Origin of the sequence: Murdochiella massiliensis (assembly GCF_900059565.1) — a bacterium.
Classification (GTDB): Bacteria; Bacillota; Clostridia; order Tissierellales; family Peptoniphilaceae; genus Murdochiella; species Murdochiella massiliensis.
Window position 1 is genome coordinate 273,207 of record NZ_FIZW01000001.1, and the last position, 24,091, is coordinate 297,297.

At 49.3% G+C, this 24,091-nt stretch carries 19 protein-coding genes and 2 tRNA genes; 20 read left to right on the top strand and 1 reads right to left on the bottom strand.

Going from position 1 to position 24,091, the window contains the following annotated elements; all coding sequences use genetic code 11:
• The first annotated feature begins 8 nt into the window (after nucleotides 1-8).
• The 14 genes from gltA (at nucleotide 9) to BN3910_RS01315 (ending at nucleotide 15,757) form a co-directional block, all read left to right on the top strand.
• Nucleotides 9-2,309 (top strand): NADPH-dependent glutamate synthase, encoded by a 2,301-nt coding sequence (gltA, locus tag BN3910_RS01250; RefSeq protein ID WP_066923505.1) that lies wholly within the window; start codon nucleotides 9-11, stop codon nucleotides 2,307-2,309.
• Between the two features lie 93 nt (nucleotides 2,310-2,402).
• Entirely contained in the window at nucleotides 2,403-3,443 is a 1,041-nt protein-coding gene (locus BN3910_RS01255) for a P-loop NTPase family protein (RefSeq protein ID WP_066923509.1), read from the top strand.
• Nucleotides 3,428-4,702 carry an FHA domain-containing protein gene (locus BN3910_RS01260; protein WP_066923513.1) on the top strand — a complete coding sequence of 425 codons (1,275 nt, stop codon included), beginning with the start codon at nucleotides 3,428-3,430 and terminating at the stop codon, nucleotides 4,700-4,702. The genes BN3910_RS01255 and BN3910_RS01260 overlap by 16 nt, the downstream gene beginning before the upstream one ends.
• Nucleotides 4,703-4,770: 68 nt before the next feature.
• The gene (gene mutY, locus BN3910_RS01265; protein ID WP_066923517.1) at nucleotides 4,771-5,907 is read left to right on the top strand and encodes an A/G-specific adenine glycosylase; all 1,137 of its coding nucleotides are present in this window, start codon (nucleotides 4,771-4,773) and stop codon (nucleotides 5,905-5,907) included.
• 75 nt (nucleotides 5,908-5,982) lie between these two features.
• Nucleotides 5,983-7,749, top strand: a complete 1,767-nt coding sequence (gene pepF, locus BN3910_RS01270; RefSeq protein WP_075967951.1) for an oligoendopeptidase F — start codon at nucleotides 5,983-5,985, stop codon at nucleotides 7,747-7,749.
• A 19-nt stretch (nucleotides 7,750-7,768) separates the two neighbouring features.
• Nucleotides 7,769-8,935: an NAD(P)/FAD-dependent oxidoreductase gene (locus tag BN3910_RS01275; RefSeq protein ID WP_066923519.1), complete on the top strand. Its 1,167-nt coding sequence runs from the start codon at nucleotides 7,769-7,771 to the stop codon at nucleotides 8,933-8,935.
• Between the two features lie 14 nt (nucleotides 8,936-8,949).
• On the top strand, nucleotides 8,950-9,804 hold the full coding sequence (locus BN3910_RS01280) for a class B sortase (RefSeq protein ID WP_066923523.1): 855 nt from the start codon (nucleotides 8,950-8,952) through the stop codon (nucleotides 9,802-9,804).
• 37 nt (nucleotides 9,805-9,841) lie between these two features.
• Complete coding sequence (locus BN3910_RS01285; protein WP_066923526.1) at nucleotides 9,842-10,735, top strand: class B sortase; 894 nt, start codon at nucleotides 9,842-9,844, stop codon at nucleotides 10,733-10,735.
• Nucleotides 10,736-10,894: 159 nt separating this feature from the next.
• Nucleotides 10,895-11,179 carry a co-chaperone GroES gene (locus BN3910_RS01290; protein ID WP_066923529.1) on the top strand — a complete coding sequence of 95 codons (285 nt, stop codon included), beginning with the start codon at nucleotides 10,895-10,897 and terminating at the stop codon, nucleotides 11,177-11,179.
• Between the two features lie 37 nt (nucleotides 11,180-11,216).
• Nucleotides 11,217-12,842 carry a chaperonin GroEL gene (gene groL / locus BN3910_RS01295; protein ID WP_066923531.1) on the top strand — a complete coding sequence of 542 codons (1,626 nt, stop codon included), beginning with the start codon at nucleotides 11,217-11,219 and terminating at the stop codon, nucleotides 12,840-12,842.
• A 271-nt stretch (nucleotides 12,843-13,113) separates the two neighbouring features.
• Nucleotides 13,114-13,626 carry a hypothetical protein gene (locus BN3910_RS01300; RefSeq protein WP_066923534.1) on the top strand — a complete coding sequence of 171 codons (513 nt, stop codon included), beginning with the start codon at nucleotides 13,114-13,116 and terminating at the stop codon, nucleotides 13,624-13,626.
• A 64-nt stretch (nucleotides 13,627-13,690) separates the two neighbouring features.
• Nucleotides 13,691-14,437 (top strand): response regulator transcription factor, encoded by a 747-nt coding sequence (locus BN3910_RS01305; protein ID WP_066923537.1) that lies wholly within the window; start codon nucleotides 13,691-13,693, stop codon nucleotides 14,435-14,437.
• Between the two features lie 14 nt (nucleotides 14,438-14,451).
• Nucleotides 14,452-15,183 carry a pseudouridine synthase gene (locus BN3910_RS01310; RefSeq protein ID WP_075967952.1) on the top strand — a complete coding sequence of 244 codons (732 nt, stop codon included), beginning with the start codon at nucleotides 14,452-14,454 and terminating at the stop codon, nucleotides 15,181-15,183.
• A gap of 13 nt (nucleotides 15,184-15,196) precedes the next feature.
• Nucleotides 15,197-15,757 carry a hypothetical protein gene (locus tag BN3910_RS01315; RefSeq protein WP_066923540.1) on the top strand — a complete coding sequence of 187 codons (561 nt, stop codon included), beginning with the start codon at nucleotides 15,197-15,199 and terminating at the stop codon, nucleotides 15,755-15,757.
• Between the two features lie 72 nt (nucleotides 15,758-15,829).
• Here the strand turns inward: BN3910_RS01315 and BN3910_RS01320 are convergent, their stop codons facing one another.
• Nucleotides 15,830-17,806 (bottom strand): ATP-dependent helicase, encoded by a 1,977-nt coding sequence (locus BN3910_RS01320; RefSeq protein WP_075967953.1) that lies wholly within the window; start codon nucleotides 17,804-17,806, stop codon nucleotides 15,830-15,832.
• A gap of 181 nt (nucleotides 17,807-17,987) precedes the next feature.
• On the opposite strand from BN3910_RS01320, the gene BN3910_RS01325 reads away from it, so the two are divergent.
• From BN3910_RS01325 to rsxC, 6 genes are all read left to right on the top strand, one after another.
• Nucleotides 17,988-18,070: transfer RNA gene (locus tag BN3910_RS01325), tRNA-Leu, on the top strand.
• Between the two features lie 145 nt (nucleotides 18,071-18,215).
• Complete coding sequence (gene polA, locus BN3910_RS01330; RefSeq protein ID WP_066923545.1) at nucleotides 18,216-20,873, top strand: DNA polymerase I; 2,658 nt, start codon at nucleotides 18,216-18,218, stop codon at nucleotides 20,871-20,873.
• A gap of 138 nt (nucleotides 20,874-21,011) precedes the next feature.
• Complete coding sequence (gene coaE / locus BN3910_RS01335; RefSeq protein WP_075967965.1) at nucleotides 21,012-21,662, top strand: dephospho-CoA kinase; 651 nt, start codon at nucleotides 21,012-21,014, stop codon at nucleotides 21,660-21,662.
• A 1-nt stretch (nucleotide 21,663) separates the two neighbouring features.
• Nucleotides 21,664-22,341: a lytic transglycosylase domain-containing protein gene (locus tag BN3910_RS01340; protein ID WP_066923551.1), complete on the top strand. Its 678-nt coding sequence runs from the start codon at nucleotides 21,664-21,666 to the stop codon at nucleotides 22,339-22,341.
• A 136-nt stretch (nucleotides 22,342-22,477) separates the two neighbouring features.
• Nucleotides 22,478-22,560: transfer RNA gene (locus BN3910_RS01345), tRNA-Leu, on the top strand.
• Nucleotides 22,561-22,766: 206 nt separating this feature from the next.
• Nucleotides 22,767-24,089, top strand: coding sequence for an electron transport complex subunit RsxC (gene rsxC / locus BN3910_RS01350; protein WP_066923554.1), 1,323 nt, complete (start codon nucleotides 22,767-22,769; stop codon nucleotides 24,087-24,089).
• Nucleotides 24,090-24,091: the final 2 nt, after the last annotated feature.

Sequence of the window (24,091 nt, forward strand, 5' to 3'; positions counted from 1 at the left end):
AGGGCATCGTGTTTGAATTGATCGAAAAGCAGTGGCTGGCGGAAAATATTGTCTCTTTGGTGTTTCATGCACCTCGCGTCGCGGAATCCTGTTCACCGGGTCAGTTTCTGATTCTTAAAGCGGATGAAGTCGCTGAACGTATTCCGCTGACCATTGCGGATTACGATCGCGAACAAGGCACGATTACGGTGGCTGTGCAGACGATCGGTGCCTCAACAAGAAAAATTGCCGCACTGGAAGTCGGTAGTGGAGCCAGGGATATCCTTGGACCTCTCGGTCATCCTTCCGCTTTCGTCGAAGAACCGCTTTCTGTCGTCCAAAAACGGCGATATATCTTTGTTGCCGGCGGCTTGGGCACAGCGCCTGTTTATCCGCAGGTGAAATGGCTTCATGAACGTGGTGTGACAGTGGACGTACTCATCGGCGCACGAACGAAGTCGCTAATTTTTTGGGAAGAACGAATGAAAGCTGTCGCGGATCATGTTTTCATCACGACTGATGACGGCTCCTACGGCCGACACGGCTTGGTAACGACATGCCTTGAAGATCTGGTGAAAAAAGAGGAGCGTGTGTACGATCAGTGCGTATGCATCGGCCCCATGGTCATGATGAAATTTGTCGCGCAGCTCACAGCGCCGGACCGGTTGAACTTGCCGACCATTGTTTCTATGAACCCCATTATGGTGGATGGAACGGGGATGTGTGGAGCCTGTCGTGTTCATGTGGGAAAAGATGTACGCTTTGCATGTGTAGACGGACCGGAATTTGACGCGCGCGATATCGACTTTGAGGAGGCGATTCGCCGGCAAAAAATGGTGCGTACAAGAGCCGGCCGAACCGCGTTATTGCAGGAGGAAGCGAATCCGCAGAAACAGATGCCCAAAGCCACGGTCAAGAATGGGGAAACCGAGTATTTTGATATTCTTAAGCGTGTTCCGATCGCTGAACAGGATCCACAAGTACGCGCCGGCAACTTTGAAGAGGTCTGTTTCGGCTATGATGCCCGCGGTGCCGCTTTGGAAGCCTCGCGCTGTTTGGAATGTGCGAATCCGCGTTGTGTAAAAGCTTGTCCGGTGGCTATTGCCATTCCGGGTTTTATTCGCGAAATCAAGACAAATGCGCTTGATCGAGCCTTTAATATATTGAGTGAGGCTTCGTCGCTGCCTGCCGTTTGCGGACGCGTTTGCCCACAGGAAGAACAGTGTGAAGGCGCCTGTATTCGAGGAATCAAGGGCGAGGCGGTCGCCATCGGTAAACTGGAACGTTATGTTGCGGATTGGGCTCGGAAAAACGGTGTACGTCCCGAAAAACCGGCAAGGAAAGCAGAAGAGCAGCGCGTTGCCGTGATCGGTTCTGGTCCGGCCGGACTTGCCTGCGCCGGCGATTTGGCTAAAATGGGCTACGCCGTGACCATTTTTGAATCGCTGCACGAGGCGGGCGGTGTTTTGCAGTACGGCATTCCGGAATTTCGTTTGCCGAAAAAAGAAGTAGTTGCCTATGAAGTGGATAATGTTCGCCGTCTCGGAGTGACGATAGAAACCGATGTTTTCGTCGGGCAGAGCGTGACCATTACGCAGCTCATGGAGGAGGAAGGCTTTGATGCCGTCTTCATTGCGACGGGTGCGGGCTTACCGCGTTTCATGGGCATTTCGGGCGAATCTCTTAATGGCGTCATGTCGGCCAATGAATACCTGACGCGCAACAATCTGATGCATGCCTTTGATCCAGATTTTGATACGAAAATGGAACCATTTTCGCGTGTAGTGACGGTGGGCGGCGGAAATGTCGCCATGGATGCGGCGCGTACGGCATTGCGTCTTGGCGCGGAAAGTCGATTGGTGTATCGACGAAGCGCAAATGAACTTCCTGCACGGCGCGAGGAAATTGAACACGCACGCGAAGAGGGCGTTCGCTTTGATTTTCTGTGTAATCCGGTGGAGATTCTTGCAGACGAAGAAGGATGGGTATCCGGTGTGCGCTGCATACGAATGGCATTGGGAGAACCGGACGCTTCCGGACGTCGTCGCCCGGTGGAAATTCCCGGATCTGAATTTGATTTGCCCTGCGATGCCGTCATCATGGCGCTCGGAACCAACGCGAATCCGCGCGCTGCGAAGGGATTGGATGGACTGTCGCTCAATCAAAAGAAGGGCATTATCATTAATGAAGAAACCGGTGAAACATCGATACAAGGCGTGTTTGCCGGCGGCGATGCGGTAACCGGCTCCGCTACGGTTATTCTTGCTATGGGGGCGGGAAGAAAAGCAGCTCGCGGCATTGATGCGTACCTCCGTAACAAACGCGCCTGATTTTTTGCCGGGAAAGTATGACGGAATTGTCTCTTTTTTGGGACGCACGCGGGACACGTTCTCCGTTACGATAGAGGAAACGGAGGATGTGCGATGAAATGGAGAATTGCTGTAATCGATCCGGACACCCGGTATCGCGATCGCTTTTTAGCGCAATGGAAAACCAAGCCGAATGAAGGCATTGAACTCGAATGGATGACCGATGTCGCCTCGTTTTTGGAGGCGAGTCGTCATCGTATCTATGATCGTTTGCTTGTGGACTCTGGGGTGCTGGACAAGCAGACAAAAGAGGAAGTCGAAGCGGTCGTCTCGGCATCCAACATTTTTTTCTGGCAGGATAGAACCGATGAGCGGGGCCCGGCGAAATATCAGCCGGTGTCTCGCCTTCGTCAGGATCTGCTTTATCTTCTTTCCCATCAACGCAGTAGCGAACCAACAACGGATCTTGGCGGACAGCTGATTTTCTGCACCGCCTTAAAAGGTGGCCTCGGCGTTTCTACGGTGACGCAGGCGTTGGCAGGAGCCTATCGACGGATTTTTCCTGATGAACACGTATTTTATTTTGGACTTCAACCGTTTTGGAACGCGAACGAGGTCTTTGCTTTTTCTGAAAACCGTACCGGTTTGCCCTACACTCTTGCCGATGTGGTTCTTGCCATGCGCATGCCTGCCGCGGATGTGGATCTGCGTTTAGCGGCTTGTATTATTGAGCAAAACGGAGTGGACACATTTTTGCCTCCGCGTCGTCCGGCGGATTTTTTTGATATTTCCAAAGAAGAGTGGATACGTCTTCTTCGTACGGTAAAAAAGAGGGAATCGTGTGTGCTTGTGGATTGTCCGGCCGGCTGGCTGTGGCAATTTCCCCAACTGTTTTCCGTGGCCGATCGCCTGCTTCTTTTTACCGATGGTACGGAAGAAGAGGGAATGCGCGCTTTTTTGGAGGCCATTCCCTATACCTGGGAGGAAGGCCGTGATGCATTTTTGGAACGCGGAAATACGAAGCAACGCACGCGCGCGTTTTCCGTTCCTTTCCTTCCCGGAAAATCCGATACATTTGCGCAACGACGGGAGAGGATCTCCGCACTCAGCGTTTCTTCATCCATAGAGGAGGTGGTCACATGGATGCATGTATAATTTACGAGGGGCTGCGCCTTATTGACGATGAGGATGGTCAACATATTCTGCTTCATGTTGAGGGGGAAAAGAGCATTGATCGCCTGACCTATACCATGTTAACCAACAACCCTTCATCCTTTTTTGCCCCGCTCTCCACCACGGAGAACGAAGCTCTTCGCTATGCACTGCCCGGAAAGCGGCTGGATACGATGGAAGAACCATGGAATTGCGGAAGTATGGTCGGCTTTTTTCGCCAGCTGGATGGAGCTATGGAAGAAGCCGAAGATTATTTGTCGGATCCGAAAATGCTCCTTTTGCATCCGCATGCCGTAACGTGGGATGGCACACAGGCGGTTTTTTTACTGCTGCCTGTGTTGTCATTTTTGCCTCCGAAGAGATATCTTGCCGATTTTTGCCAAGACGTACTTTTTTCACGTGGGTTTGTTGAAGAAGACAGCCGGTTTCTGGCTCTCGCTTTTAACGCGCTGAGGACCCCAGCGTTTGATCGGAACAGCCTGAAAAACCTCATCGGTCGCTTAGAGGGGGAGGCGAAGGCGAAAGAGAAGAACGCATTGTTGGTCACGCCGCAACCTGCAAAACCCTCATTGCCGAAAAAAGAGAAGCCGTTTCTGTCTGTGCAGATTCCGCAGCAAGATTCGAAAAAAGAGAGCGGTCATCGAACGGAACCGCTTCCTTTTATCCAACAGGAAAAACAGGAGAAGCTGAAAAAAGAGGAAAAAAAGGAAAAACAGAAAAAAGAGAGTCAAAAGCCAGATAAGGAAAAGAAAACGGAGTCGCGCCGGACACCAAAAACGATATTGGACCTGCTCATGCACTTCAGCCTTGAAAACTGGAAAGACTATCGTAATCAAAAAAACGTAAGCGATGTGCAAAAGAAACGTCGAAGAACAAAACAACACATGGCCAACGAGGCAACGCCGCTTTTATGGGAAGAAAACGGCCATATTCGGATGATGCATATTGCGGATCCGGTGCGTCCTCGTCTACGCTTCTCTGAAAAGGAGGAAGTTGAGCTTTCTTCGTTGCCTACGATTCTCGGCCGGGGAAACGAGGCGGGAATTTTGCGCTTGAATCGACGAGTGAGCGGTAAACATGCCCGCTTTTCGTTAGAGCATGGACGCTACATGGTGACCGATTGGCAATCGACGAATGGAACCTATGTGAATAATCATAGGCTTCCACCATTTCAACCGCAGACCATTGTACAGGGGGATCGTCTTCGCTTTGGCGAGGAGGAAGCGGTATTCCTGCTTTAACCGTAAATTCAACAGAAAATACATCATTCGTTCCTCCTGTTCCTCTATAATAGGAACAGGAGGGATTTGTGGTGTCTGCATTAGCCGAAAGACTGGTCACCTGGTATGATCAACATCGTCGTTTTCTTCCATGGAGAGAGGATCCTACGCCGTATCATGTCTGGGTGTCTGAAATAATGTTGCAACAAACGCGCGTAGAGGCGGTAAAAGGCTATTACACGCGTTTCTTGACGTTTTTACCGGATGTGTATGCCTTGGCCGAAGCGGATGAGGGCTTTTTACTCAAGCTTTGGCAAGGCTTAGGATACTACTCGCGGGCAAGAAATTTGCAAAAAGCGGCGAAGCAACTTGTCCAGGAACAACAGGGACAGTTGCCGGATACGACAGAAGAATTACAACGTCTGCCGGGCATCGGAGCCTATACAGCCGGAGCAATTGCTTCCATCGCTTTCGGTAAGCCGGTGATTGCGCCGGATGGCAATGCATACCGCATTTTTTCCCGTCTGCAGCAGGAAGAGGGCTTCCTGGAGGATCGCGAAACCAAAAAACGTTTAGAAGAAGCGATGCAATCGGTCATCGACCACAAGCGCCCGGGGGCATTTAATCAGGCTCTGATGGATTTGGGTTCGTTGATTTGTCTGGCTAAAGGAGACCCTTTATGTGCACAGTGTCCTTTACATGAATTTTGCGCGGTTGCGGGGAAGGAAATCGCGACGCAATATCCGAAGCGCCGCCCGAAAAAACCGAGACGGAAAGAAAAAAAGACCGTTTTGCTGATTCAGCAGGGGGATCGCCTCTTGCTATGGCAACAGCCGAAGAATGACCTTCTCGCAGGCATGTGGCTTTTTCCTATGCTGAACGGACACCTTTCGCCTGAAGAAATTCTTATGCGGATGTCCGAGCAGGGCATTGCTCGCGAATGTATTCAACAAATCGAGGGTTTAGATCCGGCTATCCATATTTTTTCGCATTTGGAGTGGCATATGATCGGTTACCTGGTGATCCTCACAGAATCAAAATATCCGATTCTTGTGACTTTAGGAAATGATAAACAACAGGACTCCCTGTTAACACAAGCGGAAGCTGTTCAGGAAGAAATGGAAACGGTGCCGGAAGGAAAGAAGATGGTGTGGGCGAATCCGGAGGAAATCGCTCGGCACTACGCCATCCCCACCGCCCATCGACCATTTTTCGTGGAGCGTTAGCTGAATGTCAACGAGACGGTTATCGCATAGGGCGAAAAGGAATGGGTACATAATTAGCTGTTGAAAGGAGAAACTATGGACGAAAAACAAGCGATCGCTTATCGCTGGGCCATCAATGAAATGTATCCGGAAGCCTCAGCAATGGAGCGGGATATTTCTATTTTGAAACAAAACATCCAATCTCTGAAAGACTGGTCAAAAGAACCGAAAGCGCATTTAGAGGAGATTTTAGACACGTATCGTCGAAGTGAGATCGTTGCCGAAAATCTTCTGGTCTATACGCATATGAAACAGGACGAGGATAGCCGAAACAGTGAAGCACAACGAAATTACCAGACAGCTTCCCGATTACTGCAAGACTATATTGCCGCCTTTTCTTTCTTTGAGCCGTTTCTTCTCTCCCTCTCGGACGAAGAACAGAAGCAGCTGATGCAGGAGGAAAAGTTTGCGTTTTTCCGCGAGTGGTTTGCCCGCATTTTCCGCTATAAGGAACACACACTCTTCGCTGCGGAGGAAAATTTGCTGGCTAAACTGCACTTTTTATCCGAAGCGCCGGATGCCATCTACTACTTTTTAACTAATGCCGACCTGCACTTCCCACCATTACAAAGCCTGGACGGGGAAGAGCTTACGCAGCAGAATTTTACGATGCATGAGAAGAATCCGGATGTTGCAGTGCGTAAAGAGGCGTTCACTTCGCTGTATTCTACGTTTCATACCTTCGGCAACACAATCTCAACCTCGTATACCAATAACGTTAAAGCGCTGACAACCGAAGCCGAATTGCGTCATTATGACAGTGCGTTGGCGATGACGCTTTACGAAGATGATGTTCCTCTATCTGTTTACAATTCGTTACTGGAGAGTGTGCATCGTCACCTTCCACTCCTTCACCGCTATTATGCGAAGAAAAAAGAATTATTGGGCTTGTCCGAACAGCATATGTACGATGTTTACCTGCCCTTGATCAAAGGCACGGCAAAAACATACACTTTTGCCGAAGCAAAAGAATTGTGCATCGCCTCGGTTGCACCTTTGGGAGAAGAATATCAGGCTATCTATCGAAAAGCTTTTGATGAGCGATGGATGGATGTCTATCCTCGTGAAGGAAAGGCGGGAGGCGCTTATTCTTCCGGCTCCTATGAGAGCCGTCCGTATATTCTGTTGAATTTCAACGGAACATTGGATTCCGTCTTTACGCTGGCGCATGAGATGGGACACTCCATGCACAGCTATTATGCCAAGCATCACAATGAAGCGCTTTATTATAATTACACAATTTTTGCAGCGGAGGTTGCCTCAACATTTAATGAGCTGTTGCTGCTGGACTATCTGACAAAACAGGCTAAAACGGAGGAAGAAAAGCGAGAACTTTTAGATCATCATCTGGACAGCTTCAAGTCTACGGTATATCGTCAGACCATGTTCGCCGAGTTTGAAAAAATCGTTCATGAGCGCATAGAAAAGGGAGAAAGTCTCGCGGGAGAGGATTACGATCAACTTTATCTTGAATTGAATCAGGCCTATTTCGGTGAGGCGATGATTTCAGACAAAGAGATTGCCTATGAGTGGATGCGTATTCCGCATTTTTACTCCAACTTTTATGTGTATAAATACGCTACCGGCTTCACCGCAGCCACGGTGCTTTCCCAAAACGTGTTGCATGGTGGTAAAGCGGAGGTGGAAGCCTACTTTTCCTTCCTGAAGGACGGAGCTCACCATTTCCCGATCGAACAGCTGAAGATGGCCGGATGCGATATGACCGATCCCAAGACGGTAGATCAGGCTCTTTCCGTGTTTGCCGGCTTGGTGGAAGAGATAGAAGCGATTACAACCATGTAAGTAGATGACGGAGGAAAAAATGACAAAATATGTGCTTATTGGCGGAAGCGCTGCAGGCTTTTTTGCAGCCAAGCAAATTCGAAAAAATGACCCGGAAGGGGACATTACGATTATTTCCGCGGAAAAAACGGCCCCCTATTATCGCATTAAACTGACCGAGGCCATGGGAACGGGAGAAAAGACGGAAAATTTAGTAATGCAAAAACCGGCCTACTATGACGAGCAGAAGATAACGCTTCTTCTTGGGAAAATGGTCTCTTCGGTTGATTATGCGAAGAAAGAAGTAGTTTTTGCGGATGGTAAACAATTAGCCTACGACAAACTTCTTCTTGCGACCGGAGCGAATCCCTTCATTCCTCCCTATGAGGGAGGAAAATTGGAAGGTGTCACCTCTATTCGCACGGCGGAAGACCTGGATGCGCTTCGGACTTACTTCCCGAAAATCAAACGCGTTCTCGTCGTAGGCGGCGGTTTGCTGGGGCTGGAAGCAGCCTATGCTTTGCGCAAACAGAACTTTGATGTGCATGTTTGCGAATTTGCCGAGTATTTGCTCAATCGGCAACTGGATAAAGAAACCGCAGATCTGGTGCAAAACAGCCTGGAAACCAAGGAAGGTTTACACATTCATGTAGGAACCTCTCTTAAAGCCGTCCATGGTGATGGAAAAGTAACTTCCGTCACATTATCCAATGGAGAAGTGCTGGATTGCGATGCAGTCGTCTTCTCGGTTGGCGTACGTTCCGATACCACCTTGGCTGGAGAAACCCTTAAAAAAGACAAGGGCATCGTGGTCAATGACCGCATGGAAACCAGTGAGCCAGATGTTTGGGCCGCAGGTGATGTTGCGGAATTGAACGGGAGAACGATGGGCCTTTGGTCGGCGGCGATGGAAATGGGGAAAATTGCCGGAGAAAATATGTCCGGCGGCGAAGCGCACTATGATTCTCCGTTGCTCTTCACCAATCTACAAATCGGTGCCGTCAAGATGTTCTCTGCCGGGTCGCATGACGGGGAAATGGTGCGTAAAGATGGTGAGGACGGTGCGATAACCAAGCTCTTCTTTGACGAGGAGGAGAAAATGGTCGGTGCCATTCTCTATCACAACACGGCTCTTGCCGGAAAAGCCAAAATGTGGATTAAAAACGGCACAGACAAAGCCACAATCATCAAAACCATTGAGGGGTAAGCAAGGGGAAAATTATGAATAGCAAATATTTTGTGCGTCTTCTCGGCATTTTCGCTCTCTCCTTCATTTTGATGGCCTGTGGAAAGGAAACAGCTCCGGTATCTAGTGAAAGCTCATCTTCGGAGAGCAGTGTCGTTGAGGAAACCAGTGAGGAAATCACGAGCCTTCGTCATGGCACCATTACACTGGTTGAAGACGGTTTTGATCAAAAGGTAAAGGAACTACAGGAGCGCAATGCGGATGTCGTGGGGTGGATTTCCCTTGACGGTACGCCGAATGCATATCCTTTACTCTATTCCGGAGACAATGATTTTTATTTACGAAGAAATATTGACAAGGAATACGAGCTCTATGGTATTCCGTACATGGATATGGAAAATACGCCGAAGATGACCGATCAGAATACGGTGTTGTATGGTCATATGCCAGATTTCGGCGGATTGGAACAATTCGGCGTCCTGCGTCATTATCTGCATCAGGACTATACCGATACCGCTCCGAAAACGGTTACCATAACGACCAATTACGGTATTTTCACCTATCGTCTGTTTGCTGTTCGCAAAGTGGAGGCCGATGCTCCGTATCGGTTCGCCAATATGTCTGAGGAAGAGTATGCGAAATTGCTGAAAGATACCGTTGATGAAAATATGATTGATTTTGACTATCCTCAACCGGTGACAACAAAGGAACGCATCTTAACGCTTTCCACCTGTACGGAAGAAGGCGACGATGCCTACCGTCTTGCCTTTGTCGGCGTATTGGATAAAGCGGAATTGACACCGGAAGCGTTTGAAGAAGCAAAAGTATTCTATGGTACGGGAGCGGAACAGGCTCCGGAAGACAGCGCTTCAAGCGCAGTATCGCAGTAAACTCAGCGTCCGTCAGAGATGAAGGTAATGGAGAAGAATGATGAAAAAATGGTTGCGGCGCATCATCCAAGGAATATTGCTCATGGTGATGGCGTTTAGTATCGTTGAAATTGGCTCCTATCTTTGGGAAAGACAACATTCCAATTCTCAGCTTTCGCAGATCAACCAGCAGCTGTCCGATTTAACCATACCACCGGCAGCTTCCGTCGGCTCGTCAGAGGGTAATAAAGAGGAGCTTGTGGATTATGTTGCATTGATGAAAAGGCTAAAAGCGATGAATAAGGATACGGTGGCCTATATCACGATTTATGGATCCGAAAATCGCTATCCGGTATTGCAGGCGGAGGATAATGATTATTATCTGCGGCGAGGAATTGATGAGCAGTATAGCATTCAGGGCATTCCTTTCATGGATTATCAAAACAATCCTAATTTGACGGATCAGAATACCGTTCTTTATGGACACATGATGTATTACGGCGATGAGATGTTCGGTGTGCTGAAACATTTTTTCGATCAAAAGTATGCTGACGAGAGTGAGAAGCTGTTCACATTAACGAACGAGAGGGGGGTATACACCTATCGGATTTTTTCGATTCGTCAGCCCCTCGCTACTGACCCCTATCGCTATCCCAACTTGGAAGAAGAGAAGTTTCTGGGCAATCTGCAACAGGATTTGGCACAATCCGAGACTAACTTTCACTTTGATGGGACGCTCTCTCCACATGATCGCGTCGTGACCCTCTCCACCTGTACGACCAATCAGGATGAAGAAAGAAGGATTGCCGTGGTGGGAGTGTTAGTGAAAATGGAAAGTAAAGAACGCACAATTACGCGTGAAGAAGTGATCGACGAACAGGGAAATGGCGGATGGGGCAAAGCGGACGAATCATCCGCCGAAAAGAATGAAAGACAGGTAATTAGCGAATAATCGCGCTCACAAAAAAGAAAGTAGGAAATAGGGAAGCGGGGTCGAATGGCTCCGCTTTAAAATTATTACAGCAGGCCTTGAAATATATTCCTTTCTGCGGTATATTATATGTGTTGGCACTCAAACGATGAGAGTGATAATAAAAAACAGGAGGATCTTATGAAAATCAATCCAATCGGAGAGCGTATTGTCATTCATAAATTAGAAAAGGAAGAAACAACGGCGTCCGGCATCGTGTTGCCCTCGTCTGCGCAGGAACAGCCGCAATATGCGGAAGTGGTAGCAATCAGCGATAAAATTTCCAGCCAGGATGAGTACAAAGATGCTGTGAAAATCGGCGACCGTGTCATTTATTCCAAATACGCCGGAACTGACGTGAAGTTGGACGGTGAGGAATATATCGTAATTAAGATTGAGGACGTATTGGCCGTAGTTCGTGACTGACGACGGCTAAGAAGAGCGTAGTTTAAGGAGAGAAAGCATGGCAAAACTCATTAGTTATAATACCGAAGCACGCCAGAAGATTCAGGAAGGCGTAAATAAATTAGCGGATACCGTTAAGGTGACGCTTGGACCGAAGGGACGAAATGTCGTTTTAGAGAAGAGCTTTGGGGCTCCGCTGATTACCAATGACGGCGTGACCATCGCTAAGGAAATTGATCTGGAAGATGCCTTTGAAAATTTGGGTGCACAGCTGGTGAAAGAAGTCGCCACGAAGACCAATGATGTCGCCGGTGATGGAACCACGACAGCTACCTTGCTGGCGCAGGCGATTGTTCGCGAAGGTCTGCGCAATATTGCGGCCGGAGCCAATCCGATGGTGGTGAAGCGCGGCATGAAACAAGCCTCGGACCATGTGGTCAAAAAGCTGCAGGAGATGGCGAAAGAAGTCGATACGATGGAAGCCATTGCCAATGTCGGTACGATTTCCGCCGGGGAACAGGCGATTGGCCAAATGATCGCCGAAGCGATGGAAAAGGTCGGCAAAGATGGCGTGATCACGGTGGAAGATTCCAAGACCATGGAAAACACCTTGGAAGTTGTCGAAGGTATGCAGTTTGATCGTGGCTATCTTTCGCCGTATATGGTGACGGATACCGAAAAAATGGTTGCCGAGTTGGAAGATCCGTATATTCTCATTACCGATAAAAAAATCGGCAATATCCAGGACATTCTTCCGCTTTTGGAACAGATTGTGCAGTCTGGCAAGACTTTGCTCATTATCGCTGAAGATGTGGAAGGCGAAGCACTGGCCACGTTGGTATTGAACAAGATTCGCGGAACGTTTAACGCAGTGGCGATCAAGGCGCCGGGATACGGAGATCGTCGTAAAGAGATGCTTCAAGATATCGCCATCCTCACGGGTGGCCGCGTCATCACGGAAGATCTCGGCTTGGATCTCAAAACGGCAACGATCGATATGCTCGGTAGAGCCGCCAAAGTCAACATCGATAAGGAAAAAACGGTGATCGTAAGCGGCCATGGAGATAAAGAAGCGATTACGCAGCGCGTAGAACAGATTAAAAAGCAGATTGAAAACACGGACTCCGATTACGATAAAGAAAAGCTTAAAGAACGCTTAGCAAAGCTTGGCGGCGGCGTTGCCGTTCTGCGCGTCGGTGCGGCGACGGAAACGGAGATGAAAGACAAGAAGTTGCGCATTGAGGACGCTCTTTCGGCTACTCGCGCGGCGGTGGAAGAAGGCATTGTTGCCGGCGGCGGCACGGCCATGATCGACGCCATCAACGATGTCAACGACTTCATTGCCGATTTTGAAGGCGATGAAAAGGTTGGCGGCCAGATTATTGTGCGCGCGCTTGAAGAGCCGCTGCGTCAGATTGTTGCGAATGCCGGCCTTGAGCCTTCCGTCGTCGTAGAAAAAGTCAAAGCGGCAGCTCCGGGCGAAGGCTTTGATGCGATGCGCGAGGAATATGTCAATATGTTCAGCGCCGGGATTGTCGATCCGACCAAGGTAACCCGTTCGGCTCTGCAGAATGCGGTATCGATCGCTTCGATGTTCTTAACCACGGAAGCTGCAGTGGTCAGTATTCCGGAGGAGAAAAATGAACCGGGGATGAATCCGGCAGCCGGATACGGCGCTTACTAAAGCTTAGGCGACAAGAGCAAGAAAACTGCAACAGAGCGTGCTCACGCTTTGTTGCAGTTTTTATTTTTATTGAATACAAGATGGAATTTCCTTGTTTTAGAGAGATGTTTCTTTCCCGTCTTATTCCTGAGACATCATGAATCATCCGTAACACAAGAAGAATGCAGCACTTTGATACAATGAGCTCACCACCGGATTCCGGGCGGATCCGAGATGAGAAAAAAATGACACACAGAGAACCTTCTCCACAGGGGGAAGAAAGGAGGATAAGATGACTTCTTCTTGGACGGGAAATGAGTCGCGTATTCGTATGCATATTATTGATTTACTGTCCCGATATAAAGTAAATCAGGAAAAATTGGAACGTTATCGTGATGATGAACTTGTTCGCGAATGGCAAGCAGGCGAGGACTATCTTGCCTCTTTGGCTCCTCCGACGCCGCCAAAAGAACAGAACGAACTTTGCCCGGACTTGCCTCCGCTGACTTTTCTTTTGGAGCTGGAACGACGCCAGTTCTTTTCCACGATGGAGCGATTAAAAATTGAAGTGCAATTGGTCAAACTGCTTTTACTTCACTTATCGGATGAAGACGTTGAATTGTTGACAAATCGCTATTATAAAGGGTATTCCATTTCACGCGTTTGCTCCGAAATGTTTTTTTCACGCAGCACGTTTTATCGGCGTCATGAAGAAATTTTAGATAAACTGGTCGCCTACTATGATGCCATCTTTCCGTATTCCCTGGATGCTGAAACTGAACCTCCGGAACAAGAGAAGGGCTGATTTTCTCCCCTTTTCAATTTTCTATTTTTTGGTATCCTAATAGAGGAGAATTGAAGGGGGCGCTATGCAGCTTTTACTTATTCATCCGGATCGGGAAATATTGGAAGACTTGTCCGAAGCATTTCGTTATGACGGCTATGAGGTGTTTTCTGCCTCCACATTAAAACGAGCCCGAGAAATTTTGCTTGCGCAGAAGGTGGACATGACCATTCTGACGGATGAGGTGGAAGATGGCAACGTGCTGGACTTTTTTGCCGTTCTCGAGGAGGCCAATGCGTTACCGGCGATGCTTTTAACGCGATCGCCATCGGTAAAACACATCGTCCTTTTATTGGAGTACGGATACCAGGAAGTCGTTCGCTATCCCATGGATATTTTGGAAGTGAAAGCCCGTGTCCGGGCGCTTTTGCGTCAACAACCCGTCACCGTGAAGGTCACCGATGACCCTTTTACGATGGAACTTTACGGGTTGCATATTGATATGATTCATCGTGTTCTTCGCCGTGAAGACAGGAGTGTGCAACTGACCAGCAAAGAATTCGAGGTAATGTTAGTGCTGATTCGCGAGAAAGGACAGGTGCTTACTCGATCCGATTTAGCACGCGAATTGTGGTCGGAAACCGATGACGTCCATGAGCGTAATATCGATGTTTACGTGCGCCGCCTACGCGAAAAATTGAGTACTCTCGGCATGGATGATCTTGTCGCTACAAAATGGGGCGAAGGTTATCTTTTGCGCTCCGTGGATCCTCTGCACGGGAATGCGATGGAAATGACACGCGTCTCGGGACAACGTGTCGATGAACTGTAGAGAACTGAGGACTAATGGTGACCATGCGTCTCGATAAATGGCTATCGCATCAAGGATTGGGCTCGCGCAGAGAGGTCAATGCGCTCATCCGGTCCGGGAGAGTACAGGTAAACGGAAAGGTTGTCACCATACCGAAAACGGCCATCGCGGAAACCGATCTCGTGCAGTGTGATACACAGGCTATTCGCTATCAACAATATGTTTACTTTCTTTTGCACAAGCCGAAAGGTGTATTATCCGCAACGCGCGATCGACGTCAAACGGTTTTAGACCTTCTTCGTCCGGAAGACCGTCTTCGTCCGCTTTTTCCCGTCGGCCGATTGGATCGGGATACAACGGGATTGGTTCTGTTGACAGACGACGGAAGACTGGCCCATGCGCTCCTGTCTCCGCGCCGACACGTCGAAAAGGAATATTTTGTCGAAGTGGACATCCCGATTGATGAGACACTCATCACGCGTTTTGCCGAAGGCATTCTCCTGCAACCGGAGAATATTCTTACCCGTCCGGCGCAATTGTCCATGCGTCAAGACGGTCGCGCAAGCGTGATCATTACCGAAGGCAAATATCATCAGGTTAAACGAATGTTTTCGGCGGGAAACCGCACGGTTCTCTCTTTACACCGCCACCGCATGGGACCGTTGGAACTGGATGATGACCTGGCGGAAGGACAATACCGACCGTTAAACGAAGAAGAAATCGAACAGCTGCGCATTGCCGCAGGCCAACGCCCCGAAGGGGCTTAGGAAGCGAAAAAAGATGAGGAAGTACTATATCGCCGACTGTCATTTCGGCGATGAAGAAGTGATACGATTCAGCCATCGCCCCTTTGCCACGGTGGAGGAAATGGATGAAACGATGATTGCCCGTTGGAACCGTACCGTAAAAATATCCGATGAAGTATACATTGTCGGGGACCTGATTCATCGTTGTCTCGAGCCGGAAAGGTACTTGGAGCGCTTAAACGGTCATTTGCATCTCATCCTCGGAAATCATGATCGCTGTATCGAAGATAATCCCTCGCTCCATCGTTACTTTGAGGAAATAACGTCCTACGCGGTTGTTTACGACCATCATCATCGCCTTGTGCTTTTTCATTATCCGATGCTGGAATGGGATGGCTATTATTACGGTACCTGGCATCTCTACGGTCACATTCACAATCATCCTTCGCTCACGCAGGAGCGAACGAAGGAACTGCCCAAAGCGCTGAATTGCGGAGCGGATATTGTGGGCTATTGTCCGCGCACTTTTGATGAATTGGTGGCGATCAACAAACGTGATTGTTATCGTTCCGAACGCCCGCAAGGTGCAGTGTAACGGTGTTTATTTCCATTCTCTAAGCATTATTTCAGGATAATTGTTTTTCAGAGCGCGTCGATATCGGCGCGCTCATTGTATTTTACGGCGCTCTCCCGCCAACTCATCAATAAATTGCGAATGCTTGACCGGACGATCCCAGACCGCTTCTCGTCCCATCAATCGGAGCCGACGCTTCGCTCGAGTCATGCCGACATAAAATAAACGTCTCTCCTCTTCCAGCAAATCGGGATGGCCGGCAGCATTTGCTTCGAGCGCCAGCGAAGAGGGAAATTCCGTTTGGATGAGATCAATCAACCAAACGGTATCGTACTCCAAACCTTTTGCCCCATGGATTGTGGATAGAATGACCGGAAAAGACTGTGGGGAAGTCGAATCATCCGTTTTTTCGTCAAGATTTTTAGCCATTTCCTGCCGATCTGCCTGACTGCGCGCTTCCAGCTCACGCAGACGCCGACGAAAAGTGGGATACGTCTCACAATAGGAAGCACAGTCCTCCAACCATTCAATGAGGCGCGCTTCGATGGACACGGCGTTAGTACCGCGACGCGCGCGTTCTTTCAGAAACTCCTTATAACCGATTTCTTCGTAAAGGATGGCGATCGCCTGTTTTGGCATGGCAGTTTGCATACGCAAAAAAGCGTCTTCAAGAAATAACAGCCGCTCCTGGTAAAATGAACTTTGCGTCTCTTCGCAGGTAAGAAGCTGACGCCAGATCGTTTCTCCCGATGAAACCGGATCCAGTGCGCAAAGGAAGCTTTTTTTCAGAAATTGATTCATCTTATAGTAGATGCGTGAAAAGCAGGCGACGTCATAGGGATCCATGGATAAGGTAAAAAAATCAAAGATATCGTTTAATACCGGATGGTGAAAGTAGCGGGAGACGTCCGAACGCAACTGAAACGGAATTTTACGTCGATCCAGTGCATCCATCAGTGCCAGCGCGGACAGATTGTTCCGATATAACACCGCAACGCTGCCTTTTGCTTGCTCTTTAGGCAGGTCACGACATAATCGGTCAGTTTGCGCGCGAAGGGCATGGGTCAGAATGACCTGCGTTTTTTCGGTGCTTTCGGTCTCACTTTTTGCCGTTTTTCCATATCTCGCCGTATTTTCACGGATCAGTCCTGCGGAGAGATTGACGATGTTTTTCGTGGAACGATAATTTTCCTGCATAAAGAGTACTTTGGTATCCGGAAAGAGCGTCCGGACGTTCAACAGATATTTCGGATCGGCTCCACGAAAACTGTAAATGGCCTGATCATCATCCGCAACGATGAAAATATTGTTTTCCGGCGCCGTAAGCAGATGCAGAATGCGCCATTGCACAAGTGAAGTATCCTGCGCTTCATCGACTTGATAGTAACGGTGTTTTTGTTGCCAGCGTTTGCGCATACTTTCTTCCTGATCCAGTAACTGCAAGGTTCGCCAGAGCATATCATCAAAATCGATCAGGTGGTGTTCACTTTTAAACTGTTGATACGCTTTTTGTAACGTTTCAAAACGGGAAAAGCGGATGGCGGTCTTTTTCTTGGCTTGCTCAGCGCTTTGTAACGTGTTTTTCATGAAACTGTCCAGGCGAAAGAAGTCGTTCTGTTCGTCTTCCGGCATGGGACGGTGAAAAAGCTGACGATAGAGCGCATCCACGATAAGATACTTATTGTAGGTATTCGAGGCTTCCAGTAATTCCATGCGGATATGCTTTTCGGCGGCGTACTCCCGCAAAATACGATAGCAGAAGGCATGGATGGTGGAAAAAACCGCGCGGTTATTCCCGTTTTCCGCCGTGTATCGGTTTTTCATGTCCATTGCCTGTTGCCTGGAAAAAGTGATGGAGGCGATGGTTTCCACCGGAACGCCCGACGCTTCCAGCTGACGAAGACGTTCCAGTAGGATCGTGGTTTTTCCCGCGCCGGGAACGGCAAGGACGAGACAGGGACCGTCACGATGAGCAATAGCTTGTTGTTGTGTGCGGGTAAAAATCATCTTCTCTACGCCTCCCTGCTGTCGGATGTCCTTATTGTAACGGATATTGTGTTTTATCCGCATTCCTTTTCGGTGTAGCGCTGTTACACGAAATTTCCTTTTTTCCTTTGGCTGTCTTTTTCGGTATCTCTTTTGCCTGAGGAGTTCCTATCAGACCGGATGCTTCCGGTTTATTTTGACAATCTAAAAGCGGATCTTGCCACAGGGAAACGGACTGTGGTACAATGGGCAAGTCAAGTTTTGCGCTGGTGTGTCGGAATGGCAGACGAGGCAGACTCAAAATCTGTTGCTAGCAATAGCGTGTGGGTTCAAGTCCCACCACCAGCATAGCGAAGAGCGGCCTCGGTCGCTCTTTTTTTATCCATCTGAAGGTAAGAAAGGATGATGGTGTTGGTCTCGACGGCAGCCCAACTTTGTGCCATTGTTTTCTATCAACTTTGCCTACGGGCACAATCCACGAACGGAGGAAAGCATGCAGAAGAATAAGACATTTCTGATGGTTGACGGATCGAGCTTGTTATTTCGTGCATTTTATGCTATTCGCCATCTGACTACACGAGACGGCATTTTTACCAACGGAGTGTACGGCTTTCTGAATATGTTCTTTCGGGCACGCGATATGGTGAACCCGGATTATATTTTGGTTGCCTTTGATCGCGGCGGCAAAACCTTTCGTGCGGAGGATTATGAAGCATATAAAGGAACAAGGCAGGAAACGCCTTCTGAACTCAGTGCGCAGTTCGGCATGACCAAAGATGTTTTGGATGCGATGGGCATCTGCCATTTGGATCAAGACGGCTACGAAGCGGACGATATCATCGGAACGGTAGCCAAAATGGCTTCAGAAAACGGCGTACAAAGTTATTTGTTAACCGGAGATCGCGACTATTTCCAACTGGTGGATGAAAACACAACGGTTCTGTTTACCAAAAAAGGCATTACGGAAGTCGAAAAGGTGGATGTCGCCTGGATTCAGAAAACGTACGGTTTGCTTCCGCGCGATTTGATCGAAGTGAAAGGACTGCAGGGCGACACATCGGACAATATTCCCGGTGTTGCCGGCATCGGAGAAAAGACCGCGCTTAAGTTGATCCGCACCTACGGAACGATCGAAAATGTCTATGCGCACATAGAAGAACTGAAAGGTAAGATGAGACAAAACCTGGAAGAAGGAGAAACACAAGCCTATTTAAGTCGCCGTTTGGGCACGATTTATCGGGAAGTGCCGTTGGAAATGGAATTGGACGACTTCCTTCCGAAGCCGGTTGACAATGAAAAACTGAAAGATCGTTTTACCCGTCTTGAGTTCCATTCCTTTGCCGATCGGGTGGATGGAGGAAAAACAGCCAATATGACACCCGCGGCGCAGGGAGAATGGGTGGACGCTTCCTCGTGGAAGGCGCTTGCCGAATCGCTGTCTGCGGAAGAAGAAGTGACCTTTGCTCTTTTTGCGGACGGCGAAAGCTATATCCATGACCCGGTAGCGGTTGCTGCGTTCTTTACAGCAGACGATACCGGTAAGCTGTTGCATTTATCCGGTGAAGAAGAGACATTTCGCACCGCGTTTCAACGCCTTTTTTCTTCCTCGTCGGTACGCTTCATCGCCTACGATGTGAAGGAAAGCATGGTGTTGTTGTCCAGATTGGGCATTTCCTTTTCTGCGGCATACGATGATGTCATGCTCATGGAATATCTTGCAGATCCCAATCGGTCGAGTTATACGGTCGACCAGTTGGCCTCACGGTTTGGCTTGGATCACTTGCCGTCAAAGAAAGAGTTTTTCGGTTCAGGAAAGAGCAAGACAACGATCACGACGACAGATCCCGATGCGGTGTCGGGTTATGTCAGTGCCGCGTTGAAAATCGTAAGGGACGCGAAACCTCTGCTGACGCAGGAGATTGATCGTCTTGCCATGCACAAGCTCTATGAACAGATTGAAAATCCGCTTGCCGCCGTACTGGCTCGCATGGAGATCGCCGGTATTGCGGTCGATGAACAGACGCTGGATGCTTTGGATGAAGAGTTTTCGGCCGCTCTTTCGGCAGCGGAAAAACGAGTTTTCGTTGCGGCCGGAGAGGAATTCAACTTGCAGTCGCCCAAACAGTTGGGGGAAGTGCTGTTTGAAAAAATGGGTCTTCCGCACGGAAAGAAGACCAAAACGGGATATTCCACAAGCGCCGAGGTGCTGGAAAAATTGCGGGAAGTAGATCCGGTTATTCCGGCGATTTTAGAAGTACGAAAGTTGTCCAAATTGAAATCCACTTATGTTGATGGTCTGCGCCCGCATATTGTCGAAGACGGTCGCATTCATTCCACCTTTCGCCAAAATGTGGCGGCGACCGGGCGCATTTCGTCTACGGAACCCAATTTGCAGAATATTCCCGTGCGCACAGAAGAAGGCCGAAAATTGCGCGCGGTCTTTGTGGCTGCTGACGGCTGTGAACTTGTGGATGCTGACTACTCACAGATTGAACTGCGCATTCTGGCTTCGCTTAGCGGAGATGAAACGATGATGGATGCGTTTCGTCACGGCATGGATATTCATCGGAAAACCGCCGCCGAGGTAAACCACATTTCCCCGGAAGAGGTGACACTCTTGCAGCGTTCCTATGCCAAGGCGGTAAACTTCGGGATCATTTATGGCATTAGCGACTACGGCCTTTCCCGTGATCTAAACATTCCACGAAAAGAAGCGGCAGAATACATTGCCTCCTATAAGGATACCTATCCGCAGATTCGCCTTTATATGGAAAATATTGTAGAACAGGCGAAAAAGGATGGCTATGTGGATACGTACTACGGTCGTCGCCGGGAGATTCCGGAACTGAAGAGCCGAAATTTTAATGTGCGCGGCTTCGGCGAACGCATTGCCTTAAATACGCCCATCCAGGGAACTGCTGCGGATATGATAAAACTGGCCATGATTCGCGTGGATCGCGGCCTTCGTGAAGGAAACTATCGTTCCCGTCTGGTTCTGCAAATTCACGATGAGCTCATTATTGAGGCACCGGAAGACGAAGCGGAAGAAATTGGAGAACGGGTGGTGGAATGGATGCAGGAGATCAGTGACTTTCCTGTGCCCATTGTCGCGGATATGAATCGTGGTAAAAGCTGGCTGGAAGCAAAATAAAGGCTTTCGACCGGACACGAAAAAAATAATAATGAAAGCAAATGATACGATAAGGACAATTCGGAAACGCCGAGCGCATACGAAGGAGTGTTTTCTGCGGCGCATATCGATTACAATGGAAGAAAGGAAGGCGTGACCATGGAAGAAAAACTATGTGTGCGCCGTATCGGACTTACCGGCGGTATTGCCAGCGGAAAGTCCACGGTCACCGAACTCCTTCGGGAAATGGGCTTTACCGTTCTTGATGCCGATGCGGTTTATCATCAGTTGGTCGATAAGGACGGTTCTCTGCTCCCTCGTCTGGTCGAGGCTTTCGGCAAAGACATTCTTGCCGCAGACGGTTCGCTCGACCGCCGTGTTCTCGCCGAGCGCGTTTTTGCCGAGGAAGAGGAGCGCAAAAAACTGGACGCGCTGACCCATTCGGCGGTCTATCATGAATTGGACCGGCTGGCCAAAGAGACGATTCAGCAATGGGAAGGTCAAATGCAGGGGAAGACGGAGGAAGAGACGCATAGGTTGCTCTTTTTTGATGTGCCGCTCCTGATCGAATCGCTTGCGGCATCGAAATGCCTTTCACTGGATCGAATCTGGTTGGTGACGGCGCCCGAAGCGGTGCGAAAAAAACGACTGATGATGCGCGACGGTCTTTCCGTGGTGGAGGTTGAGCGTCGCTTGGCCGCCCAGATGAGCGAAGAAGAGAAACGAAAAAAGGCGGACGTGGTTCTTCACAATGACGCCGATTTGGAGCAACTGAAGAAGATCGTGGAAGAGGCTGTTCGAGGAGAGTGATATGCGTAAGGCAAAAACCGGAGCAAAAACGGTAAGACATTTCTTTCGCAATGTGTTGATTATACTGCTCGTTTTAATCGTGTTGGCACTATGCGGTGTGGCGTTCCTGTTCTATCGCGGGAGCGCGAGCTATCAGGTCAAGTACGGAAACGAAATTACGGCTGCGGCGAAAAAAGAAGGTCTGAGCCCGTATCTCGTAGCCGGTGTCGTCAAATCGGAAAGCGATTTTCAGGCGGATGTAGTCGCCGATGACGGCGGCGTCGGACTGATGCAACTCATGCCGGAGGCGGTCGATTGGGTCTGCCAACGTTTGGATGTGGATAAAGCGACGATCGACTTGAAGGATCCGAAGACCAACCTGATGATCGGAACACATTATCTTTCCTATCTGATCAGCCGCTATCAAAGTGAACATCTCGCGATTGTGGCGTATAATACGGGAATGACGAATGTCGACAAGTGGTTAAAAGACGGTACGATCACATGGGCGTTTGAAACGATGCAGAATGTGCCATATGATGTTCCTCGGCGCTATGTCCATCGTGTGGACAAGACGAGGGACATCTATGCCAAGATGTATAGTGACGGCTTGCCGGACGATACCACCGGCGAAAACCGGGTTCTTTTAGCGGTGAAGAATATGTGGCGGACCATGCGCTCCTTTGCCGCACAATATTAAGGCGGTGTGTGGAGCTCTCTGTTTCGCCATGTATGCGTCATGGCCCGCAGCATCTTCGCTGGAAGCATGGCAATCATGAGAAAAATAGCGGTTTGACAAGAAAAGAAAGTGCCCCTATAATATAGGGGTCACATTTGCAGAAGTGGTGGAATAGGCAGACACGCCATCTTGAGGGGGTGGTGAGCATAGCTTGTGTGGGTTCGAATCCCATCTTCTGCACTACAGCGGCCTGAGCATTCAGGCCGTTCTTTTTTTGCCTTTTCCTTTATGTATTTCCTCACAAAGCCTACACATTTCTTTGTGAATGGTGTAACAAGGTGGGGAGGTGTGGTAGAATAGTCATGTTTAGGGTTCAGTCGTTTTCCGCAGATGGAGGGGGAGAACGATTCCTCATAACGGATAAGAAGGTTTGAGAGGAGTAGTTTATGCAATTAAACAACCTGACGTTCCGGGGAGGGGTGCATTTTGAAGATTATAAAGCGCTTTCCAACGGAACCGAACTTCAGGTCATGCCTGCTCCCGATGTGATCACTTTACCGATGTCCCAACATATTGGCGCACCGGCAAAGCCCATCGTGAAGAAAGGCGACCATGTCGATGTGGGACAAAAAATTGCGGAAGCCGGCGGATTCGTTTCGGCGGCTGTGCATTCCAGTGTTTCCGGTGAAGTGCAGGGCATTATCGACTACGTCAAGCCGGACGGCTCCAAGGTACCGGCCATTGTTATTGCCAACGATCATCAGGATACCCTTGGCTACACGCCGGTGGATCGCAGCCAGGAAGAGCTGACACCGGAACAGATCGTGGAATACGTGAAAGAGGCCGGCATTGTCGGTATGGGCGGCGCCGGATTTCCGACGCATGTCAAGTACATGCCTCCAAAGGATATGACCATCGACACAATCATTATCAATGGTGCAGAATGTGAGCCGTATCTGACCAGCGATGACATGCTCATGCGCATGCATCCGGAGAAGGTGATTGCCGGTTTGAAATTAATTATCAAAGCCACCGGCGCAAAAAAAGGCTACATAGCAATCGAACAAAATAAGCCGAAGGCCATTGAGGCGGTAGCGGCTGCTTTGGGCGAAGAAGAAAATCTTGCCGTGGCAACGATGAAGACAAAATATCCGCAGGGCGATGAAAAGAATCTCATTGCTGCGGTCACGGGGCGCCACATTCCAGCCGGACAGCTTCCGGCCAGTGTGGGCTGCGTGGTCTCCAACGCGGCAACGACCTGCGCGGTTGTCGATGCCGTTTACTACGGTAAACCGCTCTATGAGCGCATTGTCACGGTGACAGGCCATGCTGTGAAAGGGCCAAAAAATATTCTTTTGCGTTTCGGTACGTCCATCCGCGAGGCGGTTGAATTTGCCGGAGGGTATTCCCAGCAGCCCGGAAAAATCATCTGCGGCGGCCCGATGATGGGCGTTGCGATGGCTTCGGACGAAGTACCGCTGGATAAACGCAACAACGGTATTTTGGTCATGACCGTCGAAGAGAGCATTCCCAAAGCGATTGATCCCTGTATTCGTTGCGGACGCTGCGTGGAAGCCTGCCCGATGCACCTGGAACCGCTCATGCTCGCTAACGATGTGCGCATCGGAAACTATGATTCGGCGCGTGAGTACTACATCAAACAGTGCATTGAGTGCGGAACCTGCGTATATAGCTGTCCGTCCAATCGTCCGCTATTGCAATGGATTCGTTTCGGCAAAGCGGAAATCGCTAAAATGGATAGAAAGTAGGG